Genomic DNA, 25,154 nt, shown 5'->3' with positions numbered 1-25,154 from the left:
CCCGGTCCGGCGCGAGCGGGCCGCTAGCTTCCCGTCCCATCCCAGCCCCCCATGACGCTCGCCCGCGAGGTCCGCGCCACGCTCGTCCTCGCCGTCCCCATCGTGCTGGTCCAGCTGGCCCAGATGTCGATGGGCTTCGTCGACGTGGTGATGGTGGGGCGGCTGGGGACCGAGGCGCTCGCGGCGATCGTGCTCGGGTCGACGACCTTCTTTACGCTGTCGCTGATCTGCGTCGGCGTGCTCGTGGCCGTCCAGCCGATGGTGGCGCAGGCCGTCGGCGCGGGCGACACCGACGCGGCGGGGCGGGCGGCGCGGCAGGGGCTGTGGCTGAGCCTGATCCTGGGCGTCCCGTTCACCCTCGCGCTGGGCTATGCCGAGCCGATCCTGCTGGCGACTGGGCAGGCCCCCGAGACGGCCGGGCTCGCGGCCGACTACCTCGACGCGATCCGGTGGGGCTTCGTGCCCAACCTGTGGTTCACGGCGCTCCGTGGGCTGTGCGAGGGCGACGCCCGGCCGCGCCCCGTCCTCTTCGTCACGCTCGTCGGCGTGGCCGCGAATGCTGGGCTCAACTACGTCCTGATGTTCGGGACGCTGGGCGCGCCCGCGCTCGGCGTCGTCGGCACGGGGTGGAGCTCGGCGCTCACGATGGCCGTGATGACGGGGGCCCTCGCGGTTGTGGTGCGGCGCGGCGCGCTGGCGCGGTTCCGCGTGTTTGCGGGGCTCCGCACGCCGGATCTGGGCACCCTCGCGGCGCTGTTCCGGCTCGGGTGGCCCATCGGCGTCGGGTTCGGGATGGAGGCCGGGCTGTTTACCGCGGCGACGTTCATGGTGGGCACGCTGCCCGACCACGAGGTGGCGCTCGCGGCGCACCAGGTGGCGCTCAACGCCGCGAGCGTCGCCTTCATGGTGCCGCTCGGGATCGGGATGGCGGGCGGGATCCGCGTCGGCCAGGCCGCGGGCGCGGGCGACCTCGCCGGCGCCGCACGCGCGGGCTGGACGGCGACCGGGCTCGGCGCCGCCGTGATGGCCGTCTCGGCGCTGTTGTTCTGGCTCCGCCCCGACGTCGTCGTCTGGATCTACGCCGGGCGCGACCCCGACCCGGCCGTGGCGACGCTGGCGGCGTCGCTGTTGGGCATCGCCGCGGTCTTCCAGCTGTTCGACGGCGTGCAGGCCAGCATCGCCGGGGCGCTGCGCGGGCTCAAGGACACGCGTGTGCCGATGGTGATCGCGGCGGTCTCATACTGGGGCGTCGGGCTGACGACCGGCGCCATCGTCGGCTTGCGGGGCGGGGGAGGGGCGCAAGGTCTGTGGTGGGGGCTGACGCTGGGCCTGGTCGCCGCCGCCATCGGGCTGTCGATCCGGTTCGCGCGGCGGACACATAGGGGAGCGCCCGGTGCGCCGGCGGGGCGGGCCCTCAATCCGGCCTGAGTCGGTATTCGGAGCGGCCCGCCATCTGACCGTCATCGGCCCCCGCCGCCCCGAACCGCCGGAGCCGGGTCGGGCTTTGGGGTATCTTCGCCGGGCCCCAGATGGCGCCGATCTACTTTCGAGCAGGCCCCCCTCCGGACCCGGGCTTCACCCCTCATCCGCGCTCATGCCCCAGCTTTTCCCGCGCAAGGCCAACTCCCTCCCGTCGCTCTCGCTCGCCATGGTGTTGCTCGGCGGCCTCGTCGTCGTCGTGGGCGGGTGGTACTACCTCTCGCCCGAGTTCTACGAGGTCGGGTACCAGCCGGAGCAGCCGGTCGAGTACAGCCACGCGTTCCACGCCGGCCAGCTCGGCATGGACTGCCGGTACTGCCACAACCACGTCGAGCAGAGCCCGCACGCCAACGTCCCCCCGACGCAGACGTGCATGAACTGCCACGGCGTCGTGGCGACCGAGTCGGCCAAGCTGCTGCCCGTCCGCGAAAGCTGGGCGACCGGCGTGCCCGTCGAGTGGGTCAAAGTCCACCACATCCCGGACTACGCGCAGTTCAGCCACACGGCCCACGTCAACGTCGGCGTCGGGTGCGAGAGCTGCCACGGCCGCGTCGACCAGATGGAGGTCGTCTCGGTCGTCGAGCCGCTGTCGATGGGCTGGTGCCTCGAGTGCCACCGCGCGCCCGAGGAGCACCTGCGCGACCCGGCGCTCGTGACCCAGATGGGCCTCGCCGAGGCCGTCCGCGCCGACGACGAAACGTATGAGGCGTACGTCGCCGCCAACATCGAGCGCATCGAGGCCGAGGGGATCGCCCCGCCCCAGAACTGCTCGGCCTGCCACTACTAGGAGATTCGCGAGGTGAGACCCCGGGGCGCGTCGCTCCGGGCCCCCCGCCCCGCCCCCCGAACCCACTCCCCGATGATCGAGCTCGACGTTCTGAGTGCCACGGATGTGGCCGTCGACGATGACGCCTCCGCCGCCGCGACCCAGGCGCCCACGTGGCGCAGCTGGGGCGCCCGCAAGGCCGCCCCTTCGCCCGAGTTCGCGGCGCCGGTCACCGAGGCCGACGCCGGGACCTCCCGCCGGAGCTTCCTCAAGGTGATGGGCGCCAGCGCCGCGCTCGCCGGGATGTCCGGCTGCCGGCGCCCCGTCGAGACCATCCTGCCGTACGCCCGCAAGCCCGAGGACGTGATCCCCGGCGTGCCGGACTACTACGCGACGGCGATGACGTTGGGCGGCGTCGGCCACGCGCTCCTCGTCCAGAGCCACGAGGGCCGCCCGACCAAGGTCGAGGGCGTCCCCGAGCACCCGGTCTCGGCCGGCGCGACCGACATCTTTGCGCAGGCCTCCGTCCTCCAGCTCTACGACCCCGACCGGAGCCGCTTTGTGTGGGGCGCCGGCTCCGACGGGCCCGCGCGCGCCGATTGGGGCTCGTTCGTGGCCGAGGCCGCCCGCTTGCGCCTGCAGGGCGGCGCCCGGGTGGCCGTGCTCGCCGAGCCGTCCGCCTCGCCGACGCTCGACGCCGCCCGCGCGCGCTTCGAGGCCGCGACGCCCGGCGCGCGCTGGATCACGCTCGGCGCCAACCTCGACGACGCCCAGGCGCTCGGCACCCAGAGCGCGCTCGGCCAGCCGGCCCGCCCGCTGTTCCGGTTCGCCGACGCCGACGTCATCGTCTCCTTCGACGCCGACTTCCTGAGCGCCGAGGACCCCAACTCGGTCTGGAACAACCGCCAGTACGCCGCCGGCCGCCGCGTCGACGTGCGGGGCACGATGTCGCGGACGTACGTCATCGAGTCCACGATGACGATGACGGGCGGGATGGCCGACCACCGCAAGGCCGTCAAGGCCGGCGCCGTGCCGTTCGTGGCCGCCGCCGTCGCCGAGGCGCTCGGCGTGTCGACGGGCGTCCGCGCCACGCTCGACGAGTCGCTCGCGCCGTTCGTGGCCGCGATCGCCGAGGACGTCCGCGCCGCCGGCGGCCGCGCCGCGTTCGTGGCCGGCGCGACCCAGCCCGCCGAGGTCCACGCGCTTGCCGCCGCCCTCAACGGGCAGTTTGGCGGTGGCGTCGTCGAGTACCTCGCGACGGGGCAGGGGACGGTCGAGCCGGTCGGCCCGCAGCTGGCGCAGCTCGTCCGCGACATGGCGGCCGGCGAGGTCGACATGCTGCTGATGCTGGGCACCAACCCGGTCTACACGCTCCCCGCCGCGCTCGGCTTCGAGGCGGCGCTCGCGCGCGTCCCGGTCTCGGTCCACCACGGGCTCTACCGCGACGAGACGGGCCAGCGCGCCACGTGGCACATCCCCGCGCAGCACTACCTCGAAAGCTGGGGCGACGCCCGGGCCTACGACGGCACGCTGACGATCGTGCAGCCGCTCATCGCGCCCCTGTTCGAGGACGCCCACTCGGCCCTCGAGGTCGTCAACACGATCACGACGGGCCGCAACAACGCGGGCTACGACCTGCTCCGCCAGCGGCTCCGCGGCGCCCTCCCCGGCGACTTCGAGACCGGGTGGCGCACGGCCGTCCACGACGGGTTCGTGGCCGACACCGCGTTCGCCTCGCTCGGCGCGGGCGGCGGTTCGGCCGACCTCTCCAGCCTCACCCCGCCGGTCGACGACGCCATCGAGCTCGTCACGCGGCTCAGCCCGACGTTGTACGACGGCGCGTTCTCGAACGTGTCGTGGATGCAGGAGGCGCCGCACCCCGTCACCAAGGTGACCTGGGACCCGGTCGCGCTCGTCTCGCCGCGCACGGCCGACCGCCTGGGGGTCGACGAGCTGAGCCGCTTCGCGGACGGCGAGGACGACCGGTTCGAGGGGACCGAGCTCGACGCGGGTAAGCACTACGCCAAGGTGGTCCGCCTGACGACCGCCGGCGGGACCCAGGTGGAGCTGCCCGTCTGGGTCCAGCCCGGCCACCCCGACGACTCGATCACGGCGTTCATGGGCTACGGCCGTGACCTCGCCAGCGACCGCGCCCTGGAAGAGCGGGGCCTCATCGCCCGGATCTTCGACAAGGACGTCAACCACTACCGCGCCGGCCCGATCGCGACGTTCGTCGGGGCCGAGCTGAGCGAGGGCGCCGTCTCGGCGCGCGTCGAGCGCTGCCGCGAGCTGTCCGGCGCCGTCGTCCCGGCCGTCGAGGTCGACACGGTCGCCGACGACTACCTGATCGCGAGCACCCAGGACCACGGCTCGATGGAGGGCCGCGCGATCGTCCGGATGGCCTCGCTGGCCGAGTACCGCGAGCACCCCGAGTTCGCCAAGATCGCCGACCACTACGTCGAGGACACGCCCTGGGAGGACTTCGACCCGCTCTGGGGCGAGCAGAACTCGGCGTCGGACCAGATCCTGGACCGCGAGCCCGACCTCCTGTACGCGGAGAACCAGTGGGGCATGACGATCGACCTCAACGCGTGCACCGGTTGCAACGCGTGCGTGGTCGCCTGCCAGTCCGAGAACAACGTGCCGGTCGTCGGCAAGGACCAGGTGGCGCGCGGCCGCGAGATGCACTGGCTCCGCCTCGATCGCTACTACGTGGGGACCGACGCGAGCGACCCGGGCATGGTCTCGCAGCCCATGATGTGCGTCCACTGTGAGAACGCGCCGTGCGAGCAGGTCTGCCCGGTCAACGCGACGGTCCACTCGCCGGACGGGATCAACGCGATGGTGTACAACCGGTGCATCGGCACACGGTACTGCGCCAACAACTGCCCGTACAAGGTCCGCCGGTACAACTTCTACAACTGGACGAAGGAGCTCCCCGAGGAGGTCCAGATGCAGTCCAACCCGTACGTGACGGTCCGCTACCGCGGCGTGATGGAGAAGTGCACGTTCTGCGTGCAGCGCGTCCGCCAGGTCCAGCAGCAGGCCCACATCAACGACGAGCCGCTCGCCGACGGCGCGGTCGTCACGGCGTGCCAGCAGGCGTGCCCGGCCGAGGCCATCACGTTCGGCGACCTCCGCAACCCGACCTCGGCCGTCAGCCGCTCGAAGGAGAGCCCGCGCAACTACGCCGTGCTCGCCGAGCTGGCCGTCAAGCCGCGCCTGACGTACCTCGCCCGCCTGCGCAACCCGCACCCGACGCTGGTCGACACCCGCTTCGATGTCCAGGACGCGCACGGCGCGCCTGAGGCCCACGCCGCCGACGCCGCCCCCGACGCCTAAGCCCACCCATGGCCACAGTCACTTCCAAGTCCGCGTACGGCCGCTCCGGCGGCGACGGCGCCCCGGCCTACCCCGACGGGACGCCGATGACGCTCGAGGACGAACCCCTCGTCCGCGGCAACCTGTCGTTCCACGACGTCACCGAGCTCGTCTCGTACCACACCGAGAAAAAGACGCCGACGGCGTGGTTCCTAGCGTTTGGCGCGGCGCTGACCGGCCTGGGGATCCTGGGCCTGTCGATCGCCTACCTCGTCTGGAATGGGCCCGGCGTCTGGGGCCTCAACAACCCGGTCTTCTGGGGCTGGGCGATCGTCAACTTCGTGTTCTGGGTCGGCATCGGCCACGCCGGGACGCTGATCTCGGCCGTCCTCTTCCTGTTCCGGCAGAAGTGGCGGACCTCGATCAACCGGGCGGCCGAGGCGATGACGCTCTTTGCCGTCGCGTGTGCCTTGCTGTTCCCGACGTTCCACGTCGGGCGCGTCTGGGCGATCTACTACACGCTGCCCATCCCCAACCAGATGGCGATGTGGCCCAACTTCAAGAGCCCCCTCCTTTGGGACGTGTTTGCCGTGTCCATCTACGGGACGGTCTCGCTGCTCTTCTGGTACGTCGGCCTGATCCCCGACTTGGGCACGCTGCGTGACCGCGCCGCCCGCACGGGCCGGACGCTGCGCGCCAAGATCCTGGGCTTCCTCGCCCTCGGCTGGACCGGCTCGAACCGCCACTGGCGCCACTACGAGCGGGCCTACCTGATCCTGGCCGGGCTGGCGACGCCGCTCGTGCTCTCGGTCCACTCCGTCGTGTCGTTCGACTTCGCGGTCTCGATCGTCCCGGGCTGGCACACGACCATCTTCCCGCCCTACTTCGTCGCCGGCGCCATCTTCTCCGGCTTCGCGATGGTGATGACGCTGATGCTCGTCGCCCGCAAGGTGTACAACCTGGAGAACCTCATCACGCTCGACCACATCGAGAAGATGAACATCATCATCCTGGTGACCGGAACGGTCGTCGGGTTCGCGTACATCACAGAGTTCTTTATGGCCTGGTACTCGGGCGTCGAGTACGAGCAGTACGCCTTCGCGAACCGCGCGGCCGGGCCGTATTGGTGGGCGTACTGGATCATGATGAGCTGCAACTTGATCTTCCCGCAGCTCTTCTGGAAAAAGAGCTTCCGCCGGAATCTGAAGATTGCCTTCTTCATCTCGATCACGACCAACATAGGGATGTGGTTCGAGCGGTTCGTGATCACCGTCACCTCGCTCCACCGCGACTTCCTGCCGTCGAGCTGGGACTACTACTCGCCGACGATCTGGGACGTCGGAATGTTCGTCGGCTCCTTCGGGCTCTTCTTTACGCTCTTCCTGCTCTTCCTGCGGTTCGTGCCCATGGTGGCGATCGCGGAGGTGAAGGGCGTGATGCCGCAGGCCGACCCGCACTTCTACCACGGCCACGGCGACGGCCACGCGATGCCGCACGAGCTGGCCACCTACCAGCAGGACGCCTTCGTGCAGGGCGCCGCGCCCGCCGCGACCGACGCCGACGGCGACGGCACCCCCGACCCTTCCGCCTAATCCGATGCTGACTACGATCCGCAAGGCGCTCGACGACCGGGCCAACCAGCACGTCGGCCTGCTCGCCGAGTACCCCGACCCCGGCGCCCTCGTCGAGGCCATCGAGGGCCTGCGCGAGCAGGGCTACACCGACATCGACACGTTCTCGCCGTTCCCGATCCACGGGATGGACCGGGCGATGGGCCTGCCCACCTCGAAGCTCGGCTTTATGGTGTTCGCTGGCGGCCTGATGGGCCTGGTCGCCGCCATCTTCCTCCAGTGGTACACGAGCGCGGGGCCCCAGCCCGGCTGGATCTGGACCGAGCTCCAGGGCTACGCGATCAACATCTCCAACAAGCCGCTCTTCGCGTGGGAGTCGTCGGTCCCGATCATGTTCGAGCTGACCGTTCTGCTCTCGGCGCTGACCGCCGTCGGCGGGATGCTGGCGCTGAACGGGCTGCCGAAGCCGTACAACCCGCTCTTCCACTCGGACCGCTTTTCGCGCTCGACCGACGACGCCTTCTTCGTCCACGTCTCGGGCAACGACCGCGCCTTCGACCGGGCCGCCACGGCCGCCGCCCTCCGCGAGCTCGGCGCGACGCACCTCGAGTACGTCGACCACGACGGCGCGACCGAGGAGACCGACACGCAGGTGCCGGCGACCACGACGGCCCCCGCCCCGGTGCCCGTCACCCCGCAGCACACGACCGGCGACATCTAGAGCTGATGCGTGTTGCGTGTTGCGTGTCCTCCGACACCGGCGCGCAATACGAAACACGCGACACTGCCCCCATGACCCAGCGCACCCTCCTCCTCGCCCTCACCTTCGTGGTCGTCCTCGGCGGCTGCCGTGGGATGACGAGCGAGAAGACGCCGATCCACCCGAACCTGAACATGGACTTCACTCAGCGCTTCGAGGCGCAGGAGGCGAATGACCTGTTCGCCGACGGCGCCGCCATGCGGACGCCCGTCGCCGGCACGATCGCGCGCGGCCAGCTCCGGACGGCCGAGAACGCGCCGTTCGAGTACGGCCGCTCGGCCGACGGCGCCTACATCGACCGCATCCCGGTCGACGCCACGGCGGCGCTCCTCGAGCGCGGGCAGGAGCGGTACAACATCTACTGCACCGTCTGCCACGGCTACGCCGGCGACGGGCGCGGCATCGTCGCGGTCGGGAATGGCGGGCTGGGCTACGGCTTCCAGGTACCCAGCTACCACACGGAGGCGCTCCAGGCTCGGCCCGACGGCTACCTCTACGACGTGATCGCGAACGGCGTCAACACGATGCCGAGCTACGGCCACGAGATGCCGCCGGCCGACCGCTGGGCCGTGGTCGCCTACATCCGCGCGCTCCAGCGGAGCCAGGCCGGCACCGCCGCCGACGTGCCCGAGACGGACCGCCAGCGCCTCGACGTGGCCAACGACAACGTCCGCCAGAACTGATCCACGGAAGGGACTCCCCCCCCCCCGACGACGCCTCTCTCTATGTCGAACCCCGTCACTCGCTTCCTCTTCGACCCCGTCGACGCCGAGGGCGACCGCGTCCCGGCGCGCTTCCGGTTCACGGGCGACCAGCGCTGGTGGGCCGCGCCGCTCGGCGTCGGGCTGCTCCTGCTCGTCGCCGGCATGGTCGTGGGCCTGGTCTCCGGCGACGTCTCGCGCACGCTGTTCTCCTACCTCATCGGCTGGGTGTTCTGCGTCTCGATCGCCATCGGCGCGCTGTTCTTCGTGATGATCCAGCACATCACCAAGTCGCGCTGGAGCGTGACGCTGCGCCGCATCCCCGAGGCGCTCGCCGCCAGCTTCCCCCTGCTTGCGCTGGCCGGCATTCCGGTCCTGCTCGGCTACTACGACCTGTTCCACTGGACGCACTCGGAGCTGTTCGACCCGGCCTCGCCGGAGTACGACGCCATCATCGCGGGGAAGGAGGCGTACCTGAACATGCCGTTCTTCGTGATCCGCTACGTAGTCTACTTCGCGCTGTTCTCGGTCCTGGGCCACAAGCTGTACACCCTGTCGGTCCGCAACGACGCCAAGCCGGACGTCCAGAACACGCTCGACCTCCGCAAGTGGAGCGCTATCGGCATTCCGCTCGCGGCCGTCGCCACGGCGTTCTTCGCCTACGACTACCTGATGTCGACCGACCCGCACTGGTTCTCGACCATGTTCGGCGTCTACTTCTTCGCCGGCGGCTGGCTCGGCGCGCTGTGCCTCATCGCGTTCCTCGCGCTCCTGCTCAAAAAGGGCGGGATGGCGACCGACATCACCGTCGAGCACACCCAAGACGTCGGCAAGTTCATGTTCGGCTTCGTCGTCTTCTGGACGTACGTCGCCTTCAGCCAGTACATGCTCTACTGGTACGCCAACCTCCCCGAGGAGATCGTCTGGTTCCAGAAGCGGTTCACGGGCGGCTGGGAGGTCGTCGCGTGGTCGCTGTTCATCTTCCACTTCATTCTGCCGTTCCTCATCCTGCTGCCCCGAAACACCAAGCGGATCGCCCCGGCGCTCGCGACGATGGCCGTCTGGCTGCTCGTGATGCACTGGGTGGACCTGTGGTGGATCGCGATGCCGTCGATGCACGTGGCCGCCGAGGCGGGCCACGCGGCGCTGGCGAGCGGCGGCGGCGAGTTGCTCGCGAGCCTGCAGACAATCCCGCCGGCCGAGGCCGTCGGGGAGGCGACGTCCGGGATGGCGCTCCACGTGGTCGAGCCGCACCTGCCGATCGTCGAGATGGCCGTCTGGCTCGGCCTGTTCGGGCTGTTCTTGGGCACCACGATGTTGCGGCTCGGCCGCCACGCGGTCACGCCCTACGGCGACCCGTACTACGCCGACTCGCTGCGCTTCGAAAATGTCTAGTCGTAGCGACGCCGCCGGCGTGTAAGGACGCGGCGCTCAGCGCCGTTCGTGGCTCGCGGGCCGGCGGGAACGCCGCGCTCCACAGAGCTTTCAATCAAAACTGAAAACACGGGGCCGCCCACCCCGTTCTCTGACCATGGCCGACGCAACCCGCCCCGACACCGACCCCCGCGTTGAGAACCCGCACGCTGGCGAGCCGGTCCCCCCGGCCCAGGAGGGCATGCGCGACGGCGCTGACCCGGCTGTCCGCCCCGAGCAGGACGAGCCGCTCGGCCCCCTCGCGGGCCTGGTGACCGCGACGGCCGCCGAGGTCGACGCCGAGGCGTCGGACGTGGTGGGGGACACCGACCCCGAGGCCGAGGCGCTGCTCGCGAGCATGGGCGTCGAGGAGGAGGGCATCGAGGGCGGCCAGCTGCTCGGGCTCGTCGCCGCGACGCTCCTGTCGGTCGCCGCGCTCGCGGTCGTGCTGATCTACCTGTTCTACATCCCGTTCCGGACGCAGGTCGACGTGCGCGCCGCCGGCGCCGTCGACAACTACGAGCAGCAGGACTTGCGCACCGAGGCGCTCGCCAAGCTCTCCAACTACTCGCGCGCCGACGACGTCTACGGCCTGCCCATCGGCCGCGCGATGGGGCTCGTCGCCGTCGACTACGCGGGCGAGGGCGCCAGCGACCTGCCGACCGACCGCGCCGAGTGGAACACGATGTGGCCCGACTGGGGCATGGGCCGCGCGATCCAGGCCACGCCCGGCAACAGCGACCGCGTTACGACCCCGGCCACGCTCGCCCCTCTGCTCGACGCCCCCGAGGCCGTCGGCGTGGACGGCGAGTACAACGACACCGTCGAGCTGATCGAGAACGACGGTGAGATCGACGCCGACGACGCCCGACTCCCGGCGCTGACCCCCGAGAACTAACCGATGCCTGCCCGTGGCCTCCTGCTCTTGGCACTCGCCGCGCTCGCGGTCGGGGCACAGGCACAGGTCACACGCGGGCCCATCGCGCCGCTCGACGGCCAGGAGGGCCAGGGCCCGCTCCCGAACCGGTTGGCGGGTGCCGTCGGCCTGACGGAGTTCTTGGGCGCCAGCGTCCCGACCGACCTGACGTTCCTGGACGAGGAGGGCGAGACAGTCCAGCTTGCGAGCATCGTCGACGGCGAGCGGCCGACGGTCGTCGCGTTTGTGTACCACAGCTGCCCGATGCTGTGCAGCCTGGTGCTCGACGGGCTGGCGAACGCCATCGCCACGTCGGACTTGGTACTGGGCGAGGACTACACCGTGCTGGCGGTGAGCGTCGATCCCCGCGACACGCCTGAGATGGCGACCCGGGCCAAGGCCCGCTACGTGCGGCTGGCGGAGATCGCCGACACCGACGCCTTCCACTTCTGGACCGTCGGCGACTCGCTCGAAGCCAACGTCGAGGCGCTCGCGGATGCCGTCGGGTTCCGGTACGCGTGGGACCCCCGGACGAGCGAGTACGCGCACACGGCGGCGCTGACGCTGTTGTCGCCCGACGGCAAAATCACCCGCTACCTCTACGGCATCGAGCCCGCCCCACTCGACTTCAAGCTGGGGCTCGTCGAGGCCAGCGAGGGGACGGTCGGCAACGCGCTCGACCGCTTCCTCATCACGTGTTACGAGTACGACGAAGACGCCCAGTCGTACTCTCTGGCCGTGCTGACCGTGACCAAGATCGCCGGGGCCGTCTTGCTCGTCGTCTTCGGCGGCCTGCTCCTGTTCTTCTGGCGCCGCGAGGGCTCGCGGCCCGACGACTGGGGCGACGCACCCACCCCAGCGCCCGCCCGCTGACTCACCGTCGGCACCCCCCGTGCCGACCTTATTCCGATGATGCAGACCGATTCCACCGCCGCCGCGCTCGAGCGGACGTCCTTGCTGACCGAGGGCGGCACGATCTGGCTCCCGCCGCAGTCCTCGACGACGGCGCACGAGATCGACGCGCTGTTCTACTTCATCCTGTACGCGTCCATCGTCCTGACGCTGCTGGTCGCCGCGGCGATGGTGTACTTCGTCTGGAAGTACCGCCGCAAGAGCCACGCCGACCGCCCGGTCGACGTGATCGAGAGCAAGTGGCTGGAGACGAGCTGGGTGGTCATCCCGTCCATCCTGGTGCTCGTCGTGTTCTTCTGGGGCTTCCGCGCCTACGTCGGCACGGCCATCCCGCCCTCCGATGCGATCACGATCAACGTCAAGGCCCAGAAGTGGGCGTGGACGTTCGAGTACCAGAACGGCATACAAGGCTTCAACGAGATCTGGGTCCCCGTCGGGACGCCGGTCCGCCTGGAGATGACGAGCCAGGACGTGCTCCACAGCTTCTTTGTCCCGGAGTTCCGGATCAAGCACGACGTGATCCCCAACCGCTACGCGTACGTCTGGTTCGAGGCCCCGCGCGAGGGGACCTACCAGGTGCTCTGCACCGAGTACTGCGGGACGGCGCACTCCAACATGGGCGCCAAGATCCACGTCGTCTCGCGCGCCGAGTACTACGCCGTCCTGCGCGACGGCCCGCCCGGCCAGGGCCCGGTCCCGCCCGTCGAGCTCGGCGAGCTGCTTTACACCCAGCGCAACTGCAACAACTGCCACTCGGTCGACGGGACCGCCGGCGTCGGCCCGTCGTGGCTGAACGTGTGGGGCCAGCCCCGCCCCGGCTCCGCGTCCGGCGTCTTCGACGAGGCCTACACGGTCGAGTCGATCCTGTACCCGCAGACCTACATCGTTCCGGGCTATGAGAACGGCAACATGCCGTCGTACGACGGCGCGCTCAACGAGGAGCAGGTCGCCGGGCTGGCGGCCTACATCCGCGCGGTGAGCGGCGCCTCGCTCCCGTCCGACTTGGTCCTCCCCGAGGACGCGGGCGTCGAGCAGTCGACGGCCGGCCAGCCGCCCGAGGGCGGCATGGGCGACCCGAGCGTCCCCGTCGCCGACCCCGTGGCGCCCGGCGAGCGCGAGGCCGTCCGCCAAGACGAGCCCCTGACGGTCGGCGAAGACCGCTAGCCCGACCCCACCGACCCCACCCCTCCAGCCAGTCCCCCCCATGGCGACGCTGACACCTTCCAAGCCGGCCGCCGCGCCCCCCGTGCCTGCCGCGGCGCGCGCGTACCCGGTCGGCCACGAGCCGGTCCACAACTACCTCCGCGAGCCCCGGCCCGCCGACGACGTCCGCGGCCTGGCCCGGGCGTGGCAGTGGACCAAGCTGTGGGCCCTGACCGTGGACCACAAGCGGATCGGGATCATGTACCTGATCGCGGTCTCGTTCTTCTTCTCGGTCGGCGGCCTGCTGGCGCTCGGGATCCGGACCGAGCTGTTCTTCGTCGGCGAGACGATCATGGGCCCGGACGCGTACAACCGCGTGTTCACCATGCACGGGCTGGTGATGGTGTTCCTGTTCATCATCCCGTCGATCCCGGCGACGATGGGCAACTTCCTGCTGCCGATCATGGTCGGCGCCAAGGACGTGGCCTTCCCGAGGCTCAACCTGCTGAGCTTGTACATCTACGTGATCGGCGCGATGATCGCGCTGTACTCGATCACGACGGGCGGCGTCGACACGGGCTGGACGTTCTACACGCCGTACTCCAAGGAGACCGGGACGGCGGTGATCGCGATGGCCATGGGGGCCTTCGTGATGGGCTTCTCGTCGATCCTGACGGGCCTCAACTTTATCGTGACGATCCACAAGATGCGGGCGCCGGGGATGACCTGGAACCGGATGCCGCTCTTCCTGTGGTCGATCTACGCGACCTCGATCGTCCAGGTGCTCGCGACGCCGGTCATCGGCATCACGCTCGTGCTCCTGACCATGGAGCGCGTGCTCGGCATCGGCATCTTCGACCCGGCGCTCGGCGGCGACCCGGTCCTGTTCCAGCACTTTTTCTGGTTCTACAGCCACCCCGCCGTCTACATCATGATCCTGCCGGCCTTCGGCGTGATCTCGGAGTTGATGGGGACGTTCAGCCGCCAGCGGGTCTACGGCTACCGCGCCGTCGCGCTGTCGTCCGTGGCGATCGCGCTCTTGGGCTTCCTGGTCTGGGGCCACCACATGTTCACTTCGGGCCAGAGCCCGGTGAGCTCGGTGGTGTTCTCGCTGATCACGTTCCTGATCGGCATCCCGTCGGGCATCAAGATCTTCAACTGGGTCTGGACGATGTACAAGGGCTCGGTCTGGCTCAAGACCCCGATGCTCTACGCGCTGACGTTCCTTTTCCTGTTCACGATCGGCGGCGTGACGGGCATCATGGTCGGCGCGCTGGCGGTCGACATCCACCTCCACGACACCTACTTCGTCGTCGCCCACTTCCACTACGTGATGATGGGCGGCACGGTGATGGCCTTCCTCGGCGGGCTCCACTACTGGTGGCCGAAGATGACGGGCAAGCTCTACAACGAGACGCTCGGCAAGCTCTCGGCGCTGCTCGTGTTCCTGGGCTTCAACATGACGTTCTTCATCCAGTTCGTCATGGGCAGCCAGGGCATGCCCCGCCGCTACTACGACTACCCCGACATGCCGTGGCTCGAGCCGCTCCACCAGGCCTCGACGATTGGCAGCTACGTGCTCGGCCTCGGGCTGTTCATCGTGCTCGTCAACGGCCTGCTGTCGCTCCGCAAGGGCACGCCCAAGGCCCCCGGCAACCCGTGGGGCGGCGCCACGCTCGAGTGGACGCACACCACGAGCCCGCCGGACCACCACAACTTCCACCACACGCCGCTCGTGACGCACGGCCCCTACGACTACGAGGTCCTCTTCCAGTCGTCGGGCGACAGCGCCCAGCACAGCGACCACGGCGCGCCGGTCCCGGTCGTCGAGGTCGGCGGCCCGCAGGAGATGGACCAGACCATCGACGACGGCACCTCCCAGCCCGACCCGCTGGCGTAGGGCGTCGGAGGCGCGCCCGCGCCCCGGTCCCACGCTCTACGCCCCCCGCACCCGATCATGGCGACTCAACCCACCCCGGTCACCGTCGACGACCCGCACGACACGCACGGCGGCGATGGCCACGGCGACATCCACGGCGGCGAGCCCCACATGCTCGTCGGCCACGACGGCCAGCTCCACGCCTCGAACCTCCAGCACTTCTTTGTGTCGTCGGAGCAGCAGTTCGAGGCCTCCAAGCTCGGGATGTGGCTCTTCCTGGCGACCGAGATCCTGCTCTTCGGCGGGATGTTCGTGGCGTACGGCATCTTCCGCGTCCTGTACCCGGAGCTCTACGAGCAGGCCAGCCTGCAGCTCGACACCGTGCTCGGCGCGGCGAACACGCTCGTGCTGCTCCTCTCGTCGCTGACGATGGCGTGGGCGATCCGCGGGGCCCAGATGGACAACAAGAAGGTTCTGATCTACAACCTGATCGCCACAATCGTGCTGGCGTCAGGCTTCTTGGTCGTCAAGTATTTCGAGTACGGCCACAAGTTCGAGATCGGCATTTTCCCCGGCGTCAACTTCGAGCTCGACGAGGGCACGGCGCGCGTCAACGAGCTCGCGGGGTCCGTGCCAGGCACGCCGCTCTTCGTGGTAGGCGGCGAGGACGAGGAGATGACCGACGCCGAGACCGTCGAGGCCGAGGCCGGCACGATGGCGACCGGCGACGCGCCGCTGGCGGGCGACGACACGTCGGGCGACCCGAACGACCTGCAGGCCGCCGACCTCGCGACCGGCGGCGAGGAGACCGTCGTCCCCGACGCCGAGCACTTGCTGGAGGGCGGGACGGGCCTGGCCGAGGCCGGGCACGCCGAGGACGACCACGGCGGCGACCACGGCCGGGAGGGGGAGATCTTCTCGAACCGCCGCGCCGGCATCTTCTTCGCCATCTACTACGTGATGACGGGGATCCACGCCATCCACATCGTGATCGGCATCATCGCGATCGGCTTCCTGGTGTTCTTCGCGTCCAAGGACCGGTACTCGTCGGTGTGGTACACGCCCGTCGAGAACGTCGGCCTGTACTGGCACATCGTCGACATCATCTGGATTTTCGTCTTCCCCCTCATGTACTTGATCTGATCGGGATCCGTGAGGCGCGCCTCGGGAGGCGCGCCGTCACGCGTCACGCATCATGCATCCGCTTCGACTCATGGCCGATCACGCACACTCCGAAGGGCACACCGAGCACACCGGCCACGGTGGCCACCACGTCATGGACGCGGGGATGCTCAAGAAGACGTTCGTCATCTTGGTCGGGTTGACGATCCTGACCGTCGTGCTCGCCATCTTCGAGCGCGGCTTCGGCAACTTCTTCGGCTTCGAGTTCGAGACCCCGTTCCGCATCCCGTTCGGCTGGCTCAGCGTGCCCGTCGCGCTCGGCATCGCCGGGACGAAGGTCTACTGGGTGGCCTCCCGGTTTATGGGGCTTCGGTACGAGGCGACGCGCACCAACATGCTGGTCTTCCTGGGCAGCACCTCGTTCCTGCTCATCTTCTTCGGCTTCACCTGGCTCGATTTTGCCTTCCGCGACACGTTCGAGGAGCTCGCGGCCACGCCGACGGACATCCTGGAGGAGGAGGTGATCGAGGCGCAGGCGATCGAGGCCCAGTTCGAGGGGGCCGCGCCGGCGCTCGTCGGCCAGCCCGACGCCGGCCTCTTTGGCGAGCCCGCCCCCGCCGCCGAGCCCCTCGCTCCCGACACTAACTGATCCGATGCTGCCGCTCGGCGCCGCGTTCGTCCTGTTCTTCTGGGTCGCCGTCCCGGTGATCTTGATGATGGCCGTCTGGGCGGGCGTGATGGCCTTCCGGATCTTGTACCCGGACGACGTGATGCCGTTCGACCCCGTGGACCGTCGCCGCCGCGCGTCGGCGCGGGGCGAGGCCCGGCCGGTCAAGCTCCGCGACATTCTGGAGGACGAGCGTGTGCGGCAGGCGACGCCTCGTCAGCGTGTCGCGCCCGGCGGTCCGCCCCAGGCGCCCGGGCGCTCCGCCCTCGCCGAGGACCTCTGGCGACGGCGCAACTAGGCGGAGGAGGGACCGGGCGCGGCAGGTCGGCACGCGCTTGCTGGGCGGGCTCGAAGGAGGCGCCGGTGGCGGACACGCGCGGGCGCGGGGCACGAAGGGGCCCGTACCTTCGCCGCCCCGGCTGGTCGTCCCCTTGAAAGTCATCGAGCACTACGAGCGCGCCGACGGCCCGCTCTTCTCCTACGAGATCATCCCGCCCACGCGCGGCGCCTCCGTCGCGGATGTGCTGGCCGTCGTCGAGGCGCTGGCGCCGTACCGGCCGCCGTTCATCGACGTCACCAGCCACTCGGCCGAGACCGTCTACGACGAGCAGCCCGACGGGACCGTCCGCAAGCGCGTCAAGCGCAAGCGGCCGGGCACACTGGGGCTCTGCGCGGCCATCCAGTACCGGTTCGGGATCGATGCCGTGCCGCACCTGCTGTGCCGCGGGTTTACCCAGGAGGAGACTGAGGACGCGCTCATCGAACTCAACTACCTCGGCATCCACAACGTGCTGGCGGTCAAGGGCGACCACGCGGCCGACAAGCCCGAGCGGCCGGGCCGCCACCACAACGCGTTCGCGGCCGACCTGGTGGCCCAGATCCAGGCCATGAACGCGGGCCGCTACCTCGCCGACTTGCTCGACGCGGCGCCGACCGACTTCTGCGTCGGCGTCGGCGGCTACCCCGAAAAGCACGTCGACGCGCCGAACCTGACGTGGGACGTGCTCAACCTCAAGCGCAAGGTGGACGCGGGCGCCGACTACGTGGTCAGCCAGATGTTTTTCGACAACGCCCACTTTCTGTCGTGGGTCGAGAAGTGCCGCGAGGTCGGGGTGACCGTCCCGATCGTGCCGGGCGTCAAGATCCTGACCTCGAAGCAGCAGCTCCGCACGCTGCCCCGGACGTTCCACACCGAGATCCCGGAGGCGCTGGCGGCCGAGGTCGAAGCCGCCAAGCCGGAGCACGTGGCGGACGTGGGCGTCGAGTGGGCCCGCCAGCAGGCCGCTGAGCTCGTGGATGCGGGCGTCCCCGGCATCCACTTCTACATCATGTCGACGGCCCGGCACGTCGTCCAGGTCGCCGAGCCGCTCCGCAAGCTGGTGGGCTAGCGGCCCGCCGCCGCCAGGTACCGGTCTTCGAGCGCCCGCATCGCCGCGCGCTGCGCGTCCGTGGCGTCGTCGTGGCCGCACAGGTGGAGGACGCCGTGTGCCACGTAGCGCAGGGCCTCGCGCTCGGGCGTCTCGCCGAACTCCGCCGCCCGCTCGTGCGCCGTGTCGAGGTCGACGTAGACCTCGCCGTCGACGACGCCCGGCGCCTCGTCGAGCACGAACGACACCACGTCCGTCTCGTAGTCGTGGCCCAGCCACTCGCGGTTGAGGTCGTGGACCGTCGCGTGGTCCGCGAGCACGATCCCCACGTCGCCCGCCACGAGCCCCTCGCCGTCGATCACCGCTTGCGCGACGGCCCGGGCGAGCTCGAGGTCGAGCGACCGCGACGCATGCGCGAGGTGGACCTCAACGCCGCCCGCGGGCGGCCCGCCGTCCGCGTCCGTCACGCCTCCGACTCCGGGGTCCAGTCGCCCTCGAACAGGGGCTCGCTGAGCGAGAGCACGACGGCCGCTTGGGCGACCTCCGGGGCGACCGTCAGGAAGTCGGCCGAGAGCAGGCGCTCGGCGACGTTCGCGTAGAGCGAGCACGCCGCCTCGCGCTCGATCACGAGACCCGCCACCCGTCCACCGCCACGTGCAAAGAAGATGACCTCGCCCAGCTCGTCGGACGTCACCAGCCCGGCGCAGTCGTGAAGCTCGAGGTGCGCCTCGGTCCCGTACACCTTGACGATGGCGCTGCCCTCGGCCGTGCGCGTCACCTCGACCGCGAGCCGGCGCCCGCTGGCGGGGTCGGCGAGCGCGAGCCGGGTGAGCGCGCCGTCGCGCTCGGGCGTCACGCCCAGGACGGCCGCAGCGCGGTCGAGGTCGGCGTCGGGCAGGGTCTCGGGCATCGGTCGGGGGCGGAGGACGGCCGGAATCTACGGCCGCCCGAGCGTGGATCAGGGCGCGGGCGCGCCGCCCGGCGGCGGGGCCATCATGGCCTCGGCCTCGGCGCGGATCTCGGCGGGCGACCGGCGGAAGGTCTCGTCGCCGATCACGTCCGCGATCCGGCCCATGAACGCCGACGCCGCGTCGTAGTCGCCGCCCAGCACGTAGGCCGACTGGATGTACTGCACGAACTGGAAGGCCTGGTCCTGCGCGCTCGCCGACCGCGCCGACGCGAGCTGGCCGAGCGCGATCGTCTCGGCCTCGAGGAAGATCTCCGCCGCCTTGTCCCCAGCGCCGGCCCGCTCATACGCGTCCGCGAGCGTCAGCAGGGAGCCGAAGCTGGCGGGGACCGTCGTGGTGGGCACCTTCTCCGCCAGCCGGTCGAGCAGGGCGACCGCGTCGGCGGTGCGTCCCTGAGCCGCGAGCCGCCCGGCGATCGTGCCGACGCGGATGCGGTACCCATCGGCCATGTTGCGGGCATTCTGGTCGAGGTACACGTCGGGGTCGTCGAGGCCGCGGAACTCGAACTTCGACAGCCGGTCGAGCGCGACCTCCGGGACGACGGCGCCGTCGGGGTCGCCGCCGCCGCGCGCGATCGGGACCACGCGCCGCGCCAGCCCCTCGTTCTGGAAGTACGGCTGCAGGCCCAGCTCCGACGCTTGCGAGACGGTCCCCGCGAAGTAGACGGGCCGCTGCCAGCCGTCCTCGGCGACGTTCCGCAACAGGTCGAGCACGGCGAGGTCGGCCGTGTAGAGCACGCTCTGGCCCTCGCCGAGCGACTGGCCGCGCAGGGTCCAGGTCATCCGGTCGGGCACGTCGCCCGGCGCGACGCGGCCGGCCACGCGGTCGTCGGCGAAGGCGCGGGCGTCGACGGGCAGCGCCACCTCGGTGTCCTCAATGACGCGCGGCGCGAGGGGTCCGGTCGCCCGCATCGAGACGGGGCCGGAGATGCCCTCAAGGTCGGCGTCGGTGAACGACAAGGGGAGCGGCGCGCTCTCGCGGCTGGCCTGGTCGCGGAGCTGGCGGATGTACCACGGCGTGTTGAGCAGGGACAGGTTCACCACGCGCACGTCGCGGCGGATGCCCATCACCTCCTGGAGGTACCACAGCGGGAAGGTGTCGTTGTCGCCGTTTGTGAGCAGGATCGCGTTTGGCGCGGTGCTCTCGAGCAGGTTGCGCGCGAAGTCCGTCGCGATGCGGCGGCCCGAGCGGTCGTGGTCGTCGTAGTTCTCGACGGCCATCCACCCGGGGACGACCAGGAAGAGCGCGGCGGTGATCGCCAGCGCCGTCGCGTTCCGCAGCGCGGCCGTCTTCTTTTCGAGCGCCTCCGACGCCAGCTCGATCAACCCGGTCGCCCCGATCCCGATCCACAGCGAGAAGGCGAAGAACGAGGCCACGTACGAGTAGTCCCGCTCGCGCGGCTGGTACGGGGTCTGGTTCAGATACAAGATGATGCCGATGCCCGTGACCAGGAAGAGGACCCCGACCGCGAGCGCGCGCCGCCAGTCGCGCTGGACGTGGACGCCGATGCCGATCAACCCGAGCAGCAGCGGTAGCCAGAAGTAGGCGTTCTGCCCCGCCCGCTCCGACGGCGTCGGCCCGGTGGCTGGTCGCTCCCCCACGCCCGAGATCCAGCCCGCGTCCTGCGTGTCGGCCGCCTTCCCGACGAAGTTCCACATGAAGTACCGCCCGTACATGTGGCCGAGCTGGTACTGCCAGAAGTAGGCCGCGTCCGAGTCGTACTGGGCGTAGACCTGGGTGTGCTGCGGGACCGACGAGTGACGGCGCGGGAACGTGGTCTGCTCGTCGACGCGGCCGGTCCGGTTGTCGTACGTCGTGCCCGTGAGGAGGGGCGTGCTGCCGTACTGCTCGCGCTTGAGGTAGCTCACGATCGCCTCAGCCGTCTCGGGGTCGTTCTCGTCGATCGGCGGGTTCGCGGCCGAGCGGACGAAGATCAGCCCGTACGACGAGTACCCCAGAATGACGAGCGCGATGATGAGCGAGGCGAGGTTCGCGAGGGGCATCCCCTTTTTCTGCGTGTACCACACCGCCCCGACCAGGAGCGCCAGCACGGCGACCACGAAGAAGGCCGGCGACCCGCTGGCGCCCGCGAGCGTCGGCAGCGTCTGGACGACGCCGGGGTAGATCACCAGGAACACGCCGACGGCCACGACGCCCGTCAGCAAGAGCCCCTTGACGCGCTGGGCGGTCGTCCAATTCGCGCGGTCGACCTTCTGGAAGAAGACCACGAGCGCGATGAAGAACAGCGTCAGCACGTTGAGGAGGTGGACCCCGATCGCGAGCCCGAACAGGTAGGCGATGGCGACCAAGTAGCGGTCGGCGTGGAGCCCGAACGGGTGCTCACCGCGCTTGGCGAGGGCGGCCTCCTCGGCGCGCGTCGCGTCGCGCCAGACGAGCGCCAGCCACACCACGAGCGCCGTGAACAGCATCGACATCGCGTAGACCTCAGCCTCGACGGCGTTGAACCAGAACGAGTCCGTCACGGCAAAGGTGAGGGCGCCGATCGCGCCGCCGGCATTCGCGCCGACGCGCTGGGCGGGTGTCCACGTGTCGGGGTGGCCGGTCCAGATCCGCACGAGCCGCACGATGACGAGGTGCGCCACCAGGATCGTCAGCGCGCTGCACAGCACGGAGACCAGGTTGACGGCGAACGCGATGGGCTCAGGGCTGAGGCCCGCGAACAGCGGCGAGGCCATCGAGAACAGCCGCCCCACCAGCATGTAAAACGGGGCCCCGGGCGGGTGGCTCACCTGGAGCCCGTTCGAGATGGCGATAAACTCGCCGGAGTCCCAGAACGGCGTCGTCTCGGCCATCGTGGCGACGTAGAGGACGAACGAGTACACGAAGACCGTCGCGGCGACGAGACGGTCGATCAACTTGCCGGTCATTCAGAGGGGCCGAGCCGTGGGAGAATGCAGAGCGCGAAGATAGCCCGTGGGCGGGGGCGCCCCGGGGACGCCGCCAACGGGGCACCGGCTCGCGTTCGGGTGTGGGGAGGGGACGGGGAATGAGGCAAGAGGAACGGGCAGGCGCCGCGAACCCCATCCTGCGCGCGGTCCCGCCGGCTGAGACCCCTCACACCCGGCTGGCGGCACCGCCGACTGGCGTGGAGCGTTAAGACCGCATGCGCCTCGCCCTCGCCCTCCTGCTCTTGGTCGTCGCAGCGACGGCGGCCTGGGCCTTGTTCCGGCCGCACCGGCCCGGCTCTCTGGCGTGGCGCGCCGTCGACCGCCAGATTGCGGCCCGCTTTTCCGACGTGCCCACGGTCTCGACGGACACGCTCGCGGCCCGGCTGGCGACCGACGACGCGCCGCTCGTGCTCGATGCCCGCACGCCGGCGGAGTACGCCGTCTCGCACCTGCCCGGCGCCGTCCGCGTCGACCCCGGCGCGAGCCCCGAGGCGCTGGCGGACGTCGTGGGGGAGGCCGAGCGCGTGGTCGTGTACTGCTCGGTCGGCGTGCGCTCGGCGGCCGTCGCGGAGCGGCTCCGCCAGCAGGGCGTCGAGGCCGCGAACCTGGACGGCTCCATCTTCCGGTGGGCGGGCGAGGGCCGGCCCGTCGTGCGCGACGGCGCGCCGGTCCGCGAGGTCCACCCCTACGACGCCGTCTGGGGAAAACTGCTAGCGCCCGACCTCCGCGCGGATCTGGACTGAGCGCGCCGCCAGCGGGTTGGCGTCGCATCTTTCGGACCCCCGACCGCCCTCGATATGGACGCTCCGCGAGCCCCTCGTCTCAAGGTCTGCTGCATCGCCAGCGTGGACGAGATGTGGCTCGCCGTCCGCCACGGGGCCGACGCCGTCGGGCTCGTCGGCGCGATGCCGAGCGGGCCAGGGGTGATCCCGGACGAGCGGATCGCCGCGATCGCCCGGGCCGTCCCGCCGCCCGTGATGTCGGTCCTGCTGACGAGCGCGACGGACACCGACACGATCGCGCGGCAGGTCGACGCCGCAGGCGTCTCGGCCGTCCAGATCGTCGACCGCGCGAGCCCAGCCGTGTGGGCGCGGCTGCGCATCGAGATCCCCGGCCGCGCGCTGTGGCAGGTCGTCCACGTGACCGGCCCGGAGGCGGTCGCCGAGGCCCAGGCCGTCGCGCGGCACGTCGACCTCGTCCTCCTCGACTCGGGCAACCCGGACGCGGCGACCAAGACGCTAGGCGGGACGGGCACGGCGCACGACTGGGCGATCAGCCGGGCCATCCGCGAGCGGCTCGACGTGCCGGTGGTTCTGGCGGGCGGCCTGCGGCCGGAGAACGCGGCGCGCGCCGTCGCCGAGGTCGGCCCGTTCGGTCTCGACGTGTGCAGCGGGTTGCGCACCGACGGGGCGCTCGACGAGGCGAAGCTGGCGGCGTTCGTCGCGGCGTCCGGCGTCCGGTAGTTACCAGCCGCTCCGGGCGCCGTCGATGGCTCGCTCCAGTTGCTCGGCCGTCACCTCGCCGTAGCCGAAGGCCGTCGCTAGCAGGCCGTTGCGGTTGAAGACGAGCGTCGTCGGGGTCCACGAGACGGGCACGCCGAGGACGGTCAGGCGGCGGTCGGGCTTCTCGGGCTTCGGGCCCGGGATTACCACCTCGGCGACGCCCTCGACGCCGTCTTCCGCGAGCACGCCCGCGCCGGATTCGCCGTCGCTCCAGACGGTCACGAAGGTGACCGAGTCGGCGCCCAAGTCGCGCCAGCCGCGCCAGACGGGCGCGTGCTCGTGGCGCGCGTTGTCGCACCACGGCGCCCACACGTGGACGACGTGGACGCCGTCGGCGGAGACGGTCGAGCGGAGGGTCGTGTCGGCGTCAGTCATGGGTCCACTCGTTGCGGGCGTCGGCGATGGCGGCGGCGAGCTGCTCGGGCGTGACCTCCCCGTAGTTGAAGGCGTACGCCAGCTTGCCCGACCGGTTGTAGATCCATGTCGTCGGGGTCCAGCTTAGCGGGAGGCCGAGGAAGGTCGTGCGGCGCAGGTCGCGGTCGCCCGACGGCCCGCGGTCAGGCTGGGCGTAGACGGACACGTGGCCGCCCGCCTCGATCCCGTACCGCGCCAGCCGGTCGGCGCCGTCGCGGGCGTCGTTCCAGATGGTCACGAAGGCGAACGTCACGTCGGGGTGGCCCTCGACGACCTCGTAGAGCCCGTTCTCCAGCTCGGCCTTCGAGTTGCCGCACCACGGCGCCCAAAAATGGACCACGTGGACGCCCGGCCCGGCGATCGTGGCGGCGACGGCGGCCTCGACCTCGGTGCGGTCGTCGGCCGGGGCGGGCGCCGACTCGTCGAGCAGCACCCGGCTCGGCGGGGGCGAGACGGGGATCTCGACCTGGGCGCTGGCGCAGCCGGCGAGGAGGAGGGCGGTGAGCAGCAGGCGCATCGGGCAGGAGAGGGGCGGCCGGCTAGTTTACCCGACGCCGGCCGCCTCCGTCGGCGCCCCGGGGCCGTCAGCCCGCCGTCCGCTCTCTCCGGCCCCCGGCCCTCTTCTCTTTCCGGGTCGGCGTGCCCTCCGCGCCTCCGACGACCACGACGATTTCGCCCCGGACCTTCGCCTGCACGCCGTAGTGCGCCGCCAGCTCCGCCAACGTCCCCCGGCGGACCTCCTCGTGGATCTTGGTCAGCTCGCGGCCGACGGCGGCGGGGCGGTCCTCCCCGAGAAACTCCGCCAGCTGGCCGAGCAACTTGACGAGCCGGTGCGGGCTCTCGTAGAGGACGGCCGTCCGCGGCTCGTCGGCGAGCGCCTTGATGCGCGTCTGGCGGCCCTTCTTGTGGGGCAGGAAGCCCTCGAAGACGAACCGGTCGCAGGGGAGCCCGCTGGCGACGAGGGCCGGGACGAACGCGGTCGGGCCCGGCAGCGCCTCCACGCGGACGTCCGCCTCGGCGGCGGCGCGAACGAGCAGAAACCCCGGGTCCGAGATGCCGGGCGTGCCGGCGTCGGAGACGAGCGCGACCGTCTCGCCGGCCTGCATCCGGCCCACGAGCTGCGCCACCCGGCCGTGCTCGTTGTGCGTGTGGAAGCTCAGGCGCGGCGTGTCGATGCCGAAGTGGTTGAACAGCTTGCCCGTGGTCCGCGTGTCCTCGCAGGCCACCACGTCGGCCTCCTTGAGGGTGCGGATCGCGCGGAGCGTGATGTCCTCGAGGTTGCCGACGGGCGTGGGGACGAGGATGAGCATGGGGACTGGGGACTGGGGACTGGGGACTGGGGAC

23 protein-coding genes are annotated in these 25,154 nt (G+C 70.7%); 17 read left to right on the top strand and 6 right to left on the bottom strand.

What is annotated here, in order from left to right; all coding sequences use genetic code 11:
* The first annotated feature begins 51 nt into the window (after positions 1 to 51).
* The 15 genes from ACLIRP_RS11670 (at position 52) to ACLIRP_RS11600 (ending at position 18,038) form a co-directional block, all read left to right on the top strand.
* Positions 52 to 1,428 carry an MATE family efflux transporter gene (locus tag ACLIRP_RS11670; protein WP_412060626.1) on the top strand — a complete coding sequence of 459 codons (1,377 nt, stop codon included), beginning with the start codon at positions 52 to 54 and terminating at the stop codon, positions 1,426 to 1,428.
* 166 nt (positions 1,429 to 1,594) lie between these two features.
* Positions 1,595 to 2,266 carry a cytochrome c3 family protein gene (locus ACLIRP_RS11665; RefSeq protein ID WP_412060625.1) on the top strand — a complete coding sequence of 224 codons (672 nt, stop codon included), beginning with the start codon at positions 1,595 to 1,597 and terminating at the stop codon, positions 2,264 to 2,266.
* A gap of 72 nt (positions 2,267 to 2,338) precedes the next feature.
* Positions 2,339 to 5,587 carry a 4Fe-4S dicluster domain-containing protein gene (locus ACLIRP_RS11660; protein ID WP_412060624.1) on the top strand — a complete coding sequence of 1,083 codons (3,249 nt, stop codon included), beginning with the start codon at positions 2,339 to 2,341 and terminating at the stop codon, positions 5,585 to 5,587.
* 86 nt (positions 5,588 to 5,673) lie between these two features.
* Positions 5,674 to 7,158: an NrfD/PsrC family molybdoenzyme membrane anchor subunit gene (gene nrfD, locus ACLIRP_RS11655; RefSeq protein ID WP_412063710.1), complete on the top strand. Its 1,485-nt coding sequence runs from the start codon at positions 5,674 to 5,676 to the stop codon at positions 7,156 to 7,158.
* Positions 7,159 to 7,162: 4 nt separating this feature from the next.
* The gene (locus tag ACLIRP_RS11650) at positions 7,163 to 7,858 is read left to right on the top strand and encodes a DUF3341 domain-containing protein (RefSeq protein ID WP_412060623.1); all 696 of its coding nucleotides are present in this window, start codon (positions 7,163 to 7,165) and stop codon (positions 7,856 to 7,858) included.
* 71 nt (positions 7,859 to 7,929) lie between these two features.
* Positions 7,930 to 8,580 (top strand): c-type cytochrome, encoded by a 651-nt coding sequence (locus ACLIRP_RS11645; protein ID WP_412060622.1) that lies wholly within the window; start codon positions 7,930 to 7,932, stop codon positions 8,578 to 8,580.
* A gap of 42 nt (positions 8,581 to 8,622) precedes the next feature.
* Positions 8,623 to 9,993: a hypothetical protein gene (locus ACLIRP_RS11640; protein ID WP_412060621.1), complete on the top strand. Its 1,371-nt coding sequence runs from the start codon at positions 8,623 to 8,625 to the stop codon at positions 9,991 to 9,993.
* Between the two features lie 136 nt (positions 9,994 to 10,129).
* Positions 10,130 to 10,909: a hypothetical protein gene (locus tag ACLIRP_RS11635; RefSeq protein WP_412060620.1), complete on the top strand. Its 780-nt coding sequence runs from the start codon at positions 10,130 to 10,132 to the stop codon at positions 10,907 to 10,909.
* A gap of 3 nt (positions 10,910 to 10,912) precedes the next feature.
* Entirely contained in the window at positions 10,913 to 11,800 is an 888-nt protein-coding gene (locus ACLIRP_RS11630) for an SCO family protein (RefSeq protein WP_412060619.1), read from the top strand.
* A gap of 39 nt (positions 11,801 to 11,839) precedes the next feature.
* A complete protein-coding gene (coxB, locus tag ACLIRP_RS11625; protein ID WP_412060618.1) occupies positions 11,840 to 13,003 on the top strand; it encodes a cytochrome c oxidase subunit II in 1,164 nt (387 codons plus the stop codon).
* Positions 13,004 to 13,175: 172 nt separating this feature from the next.
* Positions 13,176 to 14,882 carry a cytochrome c oxidase subunit I gene (gene ctaD, locus ACLIRP_RS11620; RefSeq protein WP_412063709.1) on the top strand — a complete coding sequence of 569 codons (1,707 nt, stop codon included), beginning with the start codon at positions 13,176 to 13,178 and terminating at the stop codon, positions 14,880 to 14,882.
* Positions 14,883 to 14,939: 57 nt separating this feature from the next.
* A complete protein-coding gene (locus ACLIRP_RS11615) occupies positions 14,940 to 16,004 on the top strand; it encodes a cytochrome c oxidase subunit 3 (RefSeq protein WP_412060617.1) in 1,065 nt (354 codons plus the stop codon).
* A gap of 70 nt (positions 16,005 to 16,074) precedes the next feature.
* A complete protein-coding gene (locus ACLIRP_RS11610) occupies positions 16,075 to 16,632 on the top strand; it encodes a cytochrome C oxidase subunit IV family protein (protein WP_412060616.1) in 558 nt (185 codons plus the stop codon).
* Between the two features lie 4 nt (positions 16,633 to 16,636).
* Complete coding sequence (locus ACLIRP_RS11605; protein ID WP_412060615.1) at positions 16,637 to 16,948, top strand: hypothetical protein; 312 nt, start codon at positions 16,637 to 16,639, stop codon at positions 16,946 to 16,948.
* Positions 16,949 to 17,081: 133 nt separating this feature from the next.
* Positions 17,082 to 18,038 (top strand): methylenetetrahydrofolate reductase, encoded by a 957-nt coding sequence (locus ACLIRP_RS11600; RefSeq protein ID WP_412060614.1) that lies wholly within the window; start codon positions 17,082 to 17,084, stop codon positions 18,036 to 18,038.
* Here ACLIRP_RS11600 and ybeY read toward each other — a convergent pair.
* From ybeY to ACLIRP_RS11585, 3 genes are read right to left on the bottom strand one after another with little or no spacing between them, the layout of a single operon-like run.
* Positions 18,035 to 18,484 (bottom strand): rRNA maturation RNase YbeY, encoded by a 450-nt coding sequence (gene ybeY, locus ACLIRP_RS11595; RefSeq protein WP_412060613.1) that lies wholly within the window; start codon positions 18,482 to 18,484, stop codon positions 18,035 to 18,037. The two genes, ACLIRP_RS11600 and ybeY, sit on opposite strands and share 4 nt — an antisense overlap.
* Positions 18,481 to 18,927 (bottom strand): hypothetical protein, encoded by a 447-nt coding sequence (locus tag ACLIRP_RS11590; RefSeq protein WP_412060612.1) that lies wholly within the window; start codon positions 18,925 to 18,927, stop codon positions 18,481 to 18,483. Before ACLIRP_RS11590 ends, ybeY begins: the two co-directional genes overlap by 4 nt.
* Positions 18,928 to 18,975: 48 nt before the next feature.
* On the bottom strand, positions 18,976 to 21,873 hold the full coding sequence (locus tag ACLIRP_RS11585) for a protein O-mannosyl-transferase family (RefSeq protein WP_412060611.1): 2,898 nt from the start codon (positions 21,871 to 21,873) through the stop codon (positions 18,976 to 18,978).
* Between the two features lie 236 nt (positions 21,874 to 22,109).
* Between ACLIRP_RS11585 and ACLIRP_RS11580 the strand changes: the two genes are divergently transcribed.
* Both ACLIRP_RS11580 and ACLIRP_RS11575 read left to right on the top strand, forming a co-directional pair.
* Positions 22,110 to 22,637 carry a rhodanese-like domain-containing protein gene (locus ACLIRP_RS11580; RefSeq protein ID WP_412060610.1) on the top strand — a complete coding sequence of 176 codons (528 nt, stop codon included), beginning with the start codon at positions 22,110 to 22,112 and terminating at the stop codon, positions 22,635 to 22,637.
* A gap of 54 nt (positions 22,638 to 22,691) precedes the next feature.
* Positions 22,692 to 23,357: a phosphoribosylanthranilate isomerase gene (locus ACLIRP_RS11575; protein WP_412060609.1), complete on the top strand. Its 666-nt coding sequence runs from the start codon at positions 22,692 to 22,694 to the stop codon at positions 23,355 to 23,357.
* Here the strand turns inward: ACLIRP_RS11575 and ACLIRP_RS11570 are convergent, their stop codons facing one another.
* The 3 genes from ACLIRP_RS11570 to rsmI form a co-directional block, all read right to left on the bottom strand.
* A complete protein-coding gene (locus tag ACLIRP_RS11570) occupies positions 23,358 to 23,771 on the bottom strand; it encodes a TlpA family protein disulfide reductase (protein ID WP_412060608.1) in 414 nt (137 codons plus the stop codon).
* Positions 23,764 to 24,327: a TlpA family protein disulfide reductase gene (locus ACLIRP_RS11565; protein ID WP_412060607.1), complete on the bottom strand. Its 564-nt coding sequence runs from the start codon at positions 24,325 to 24,327 to the stop codon at positions 23,764 to 23,766. The genes ACLIRP_RS11570 and ACLIRP_RS11565 overlap by 8 nt, the downstream gene beginning before the upstream one ends.
* 67 nt (positions 24,328 to 24,394) lie before the next feature.
* Positions 24,395 to 25,120 carry a 16S rRNA (cytidine(1402)-2'-O)-methyltransferase gene (gene rsmI, locus ACLIRP_RS11560; protein WP_412060606.1) on the bottom strand — a complete coding sequence of 242 codons (726 nt, stop codon included), beginning with the start codon at positions 25,118 to 25,120 and terminating at the stop codon, positions 24,395 to 24,397.
* Positions 25,121 to 25,154 lie beyond the last annotated feature (34 nt).

The sequence above is a fragment of the Rubrivirga halophila genome, assembly GCF_046845755.1.
In the GTDB taxonomy this organism is placed as follows: Bacteria; Bacteroidota; Rhodothermia; order Rhodothermales; family Rubricoccaceae; genus Rubrivirga.
The sequence above is the reverse complement of the archived record's forward strand: the minus strand, read 5'-3'. Positions and strand labels throughout refer to the sequence as shown.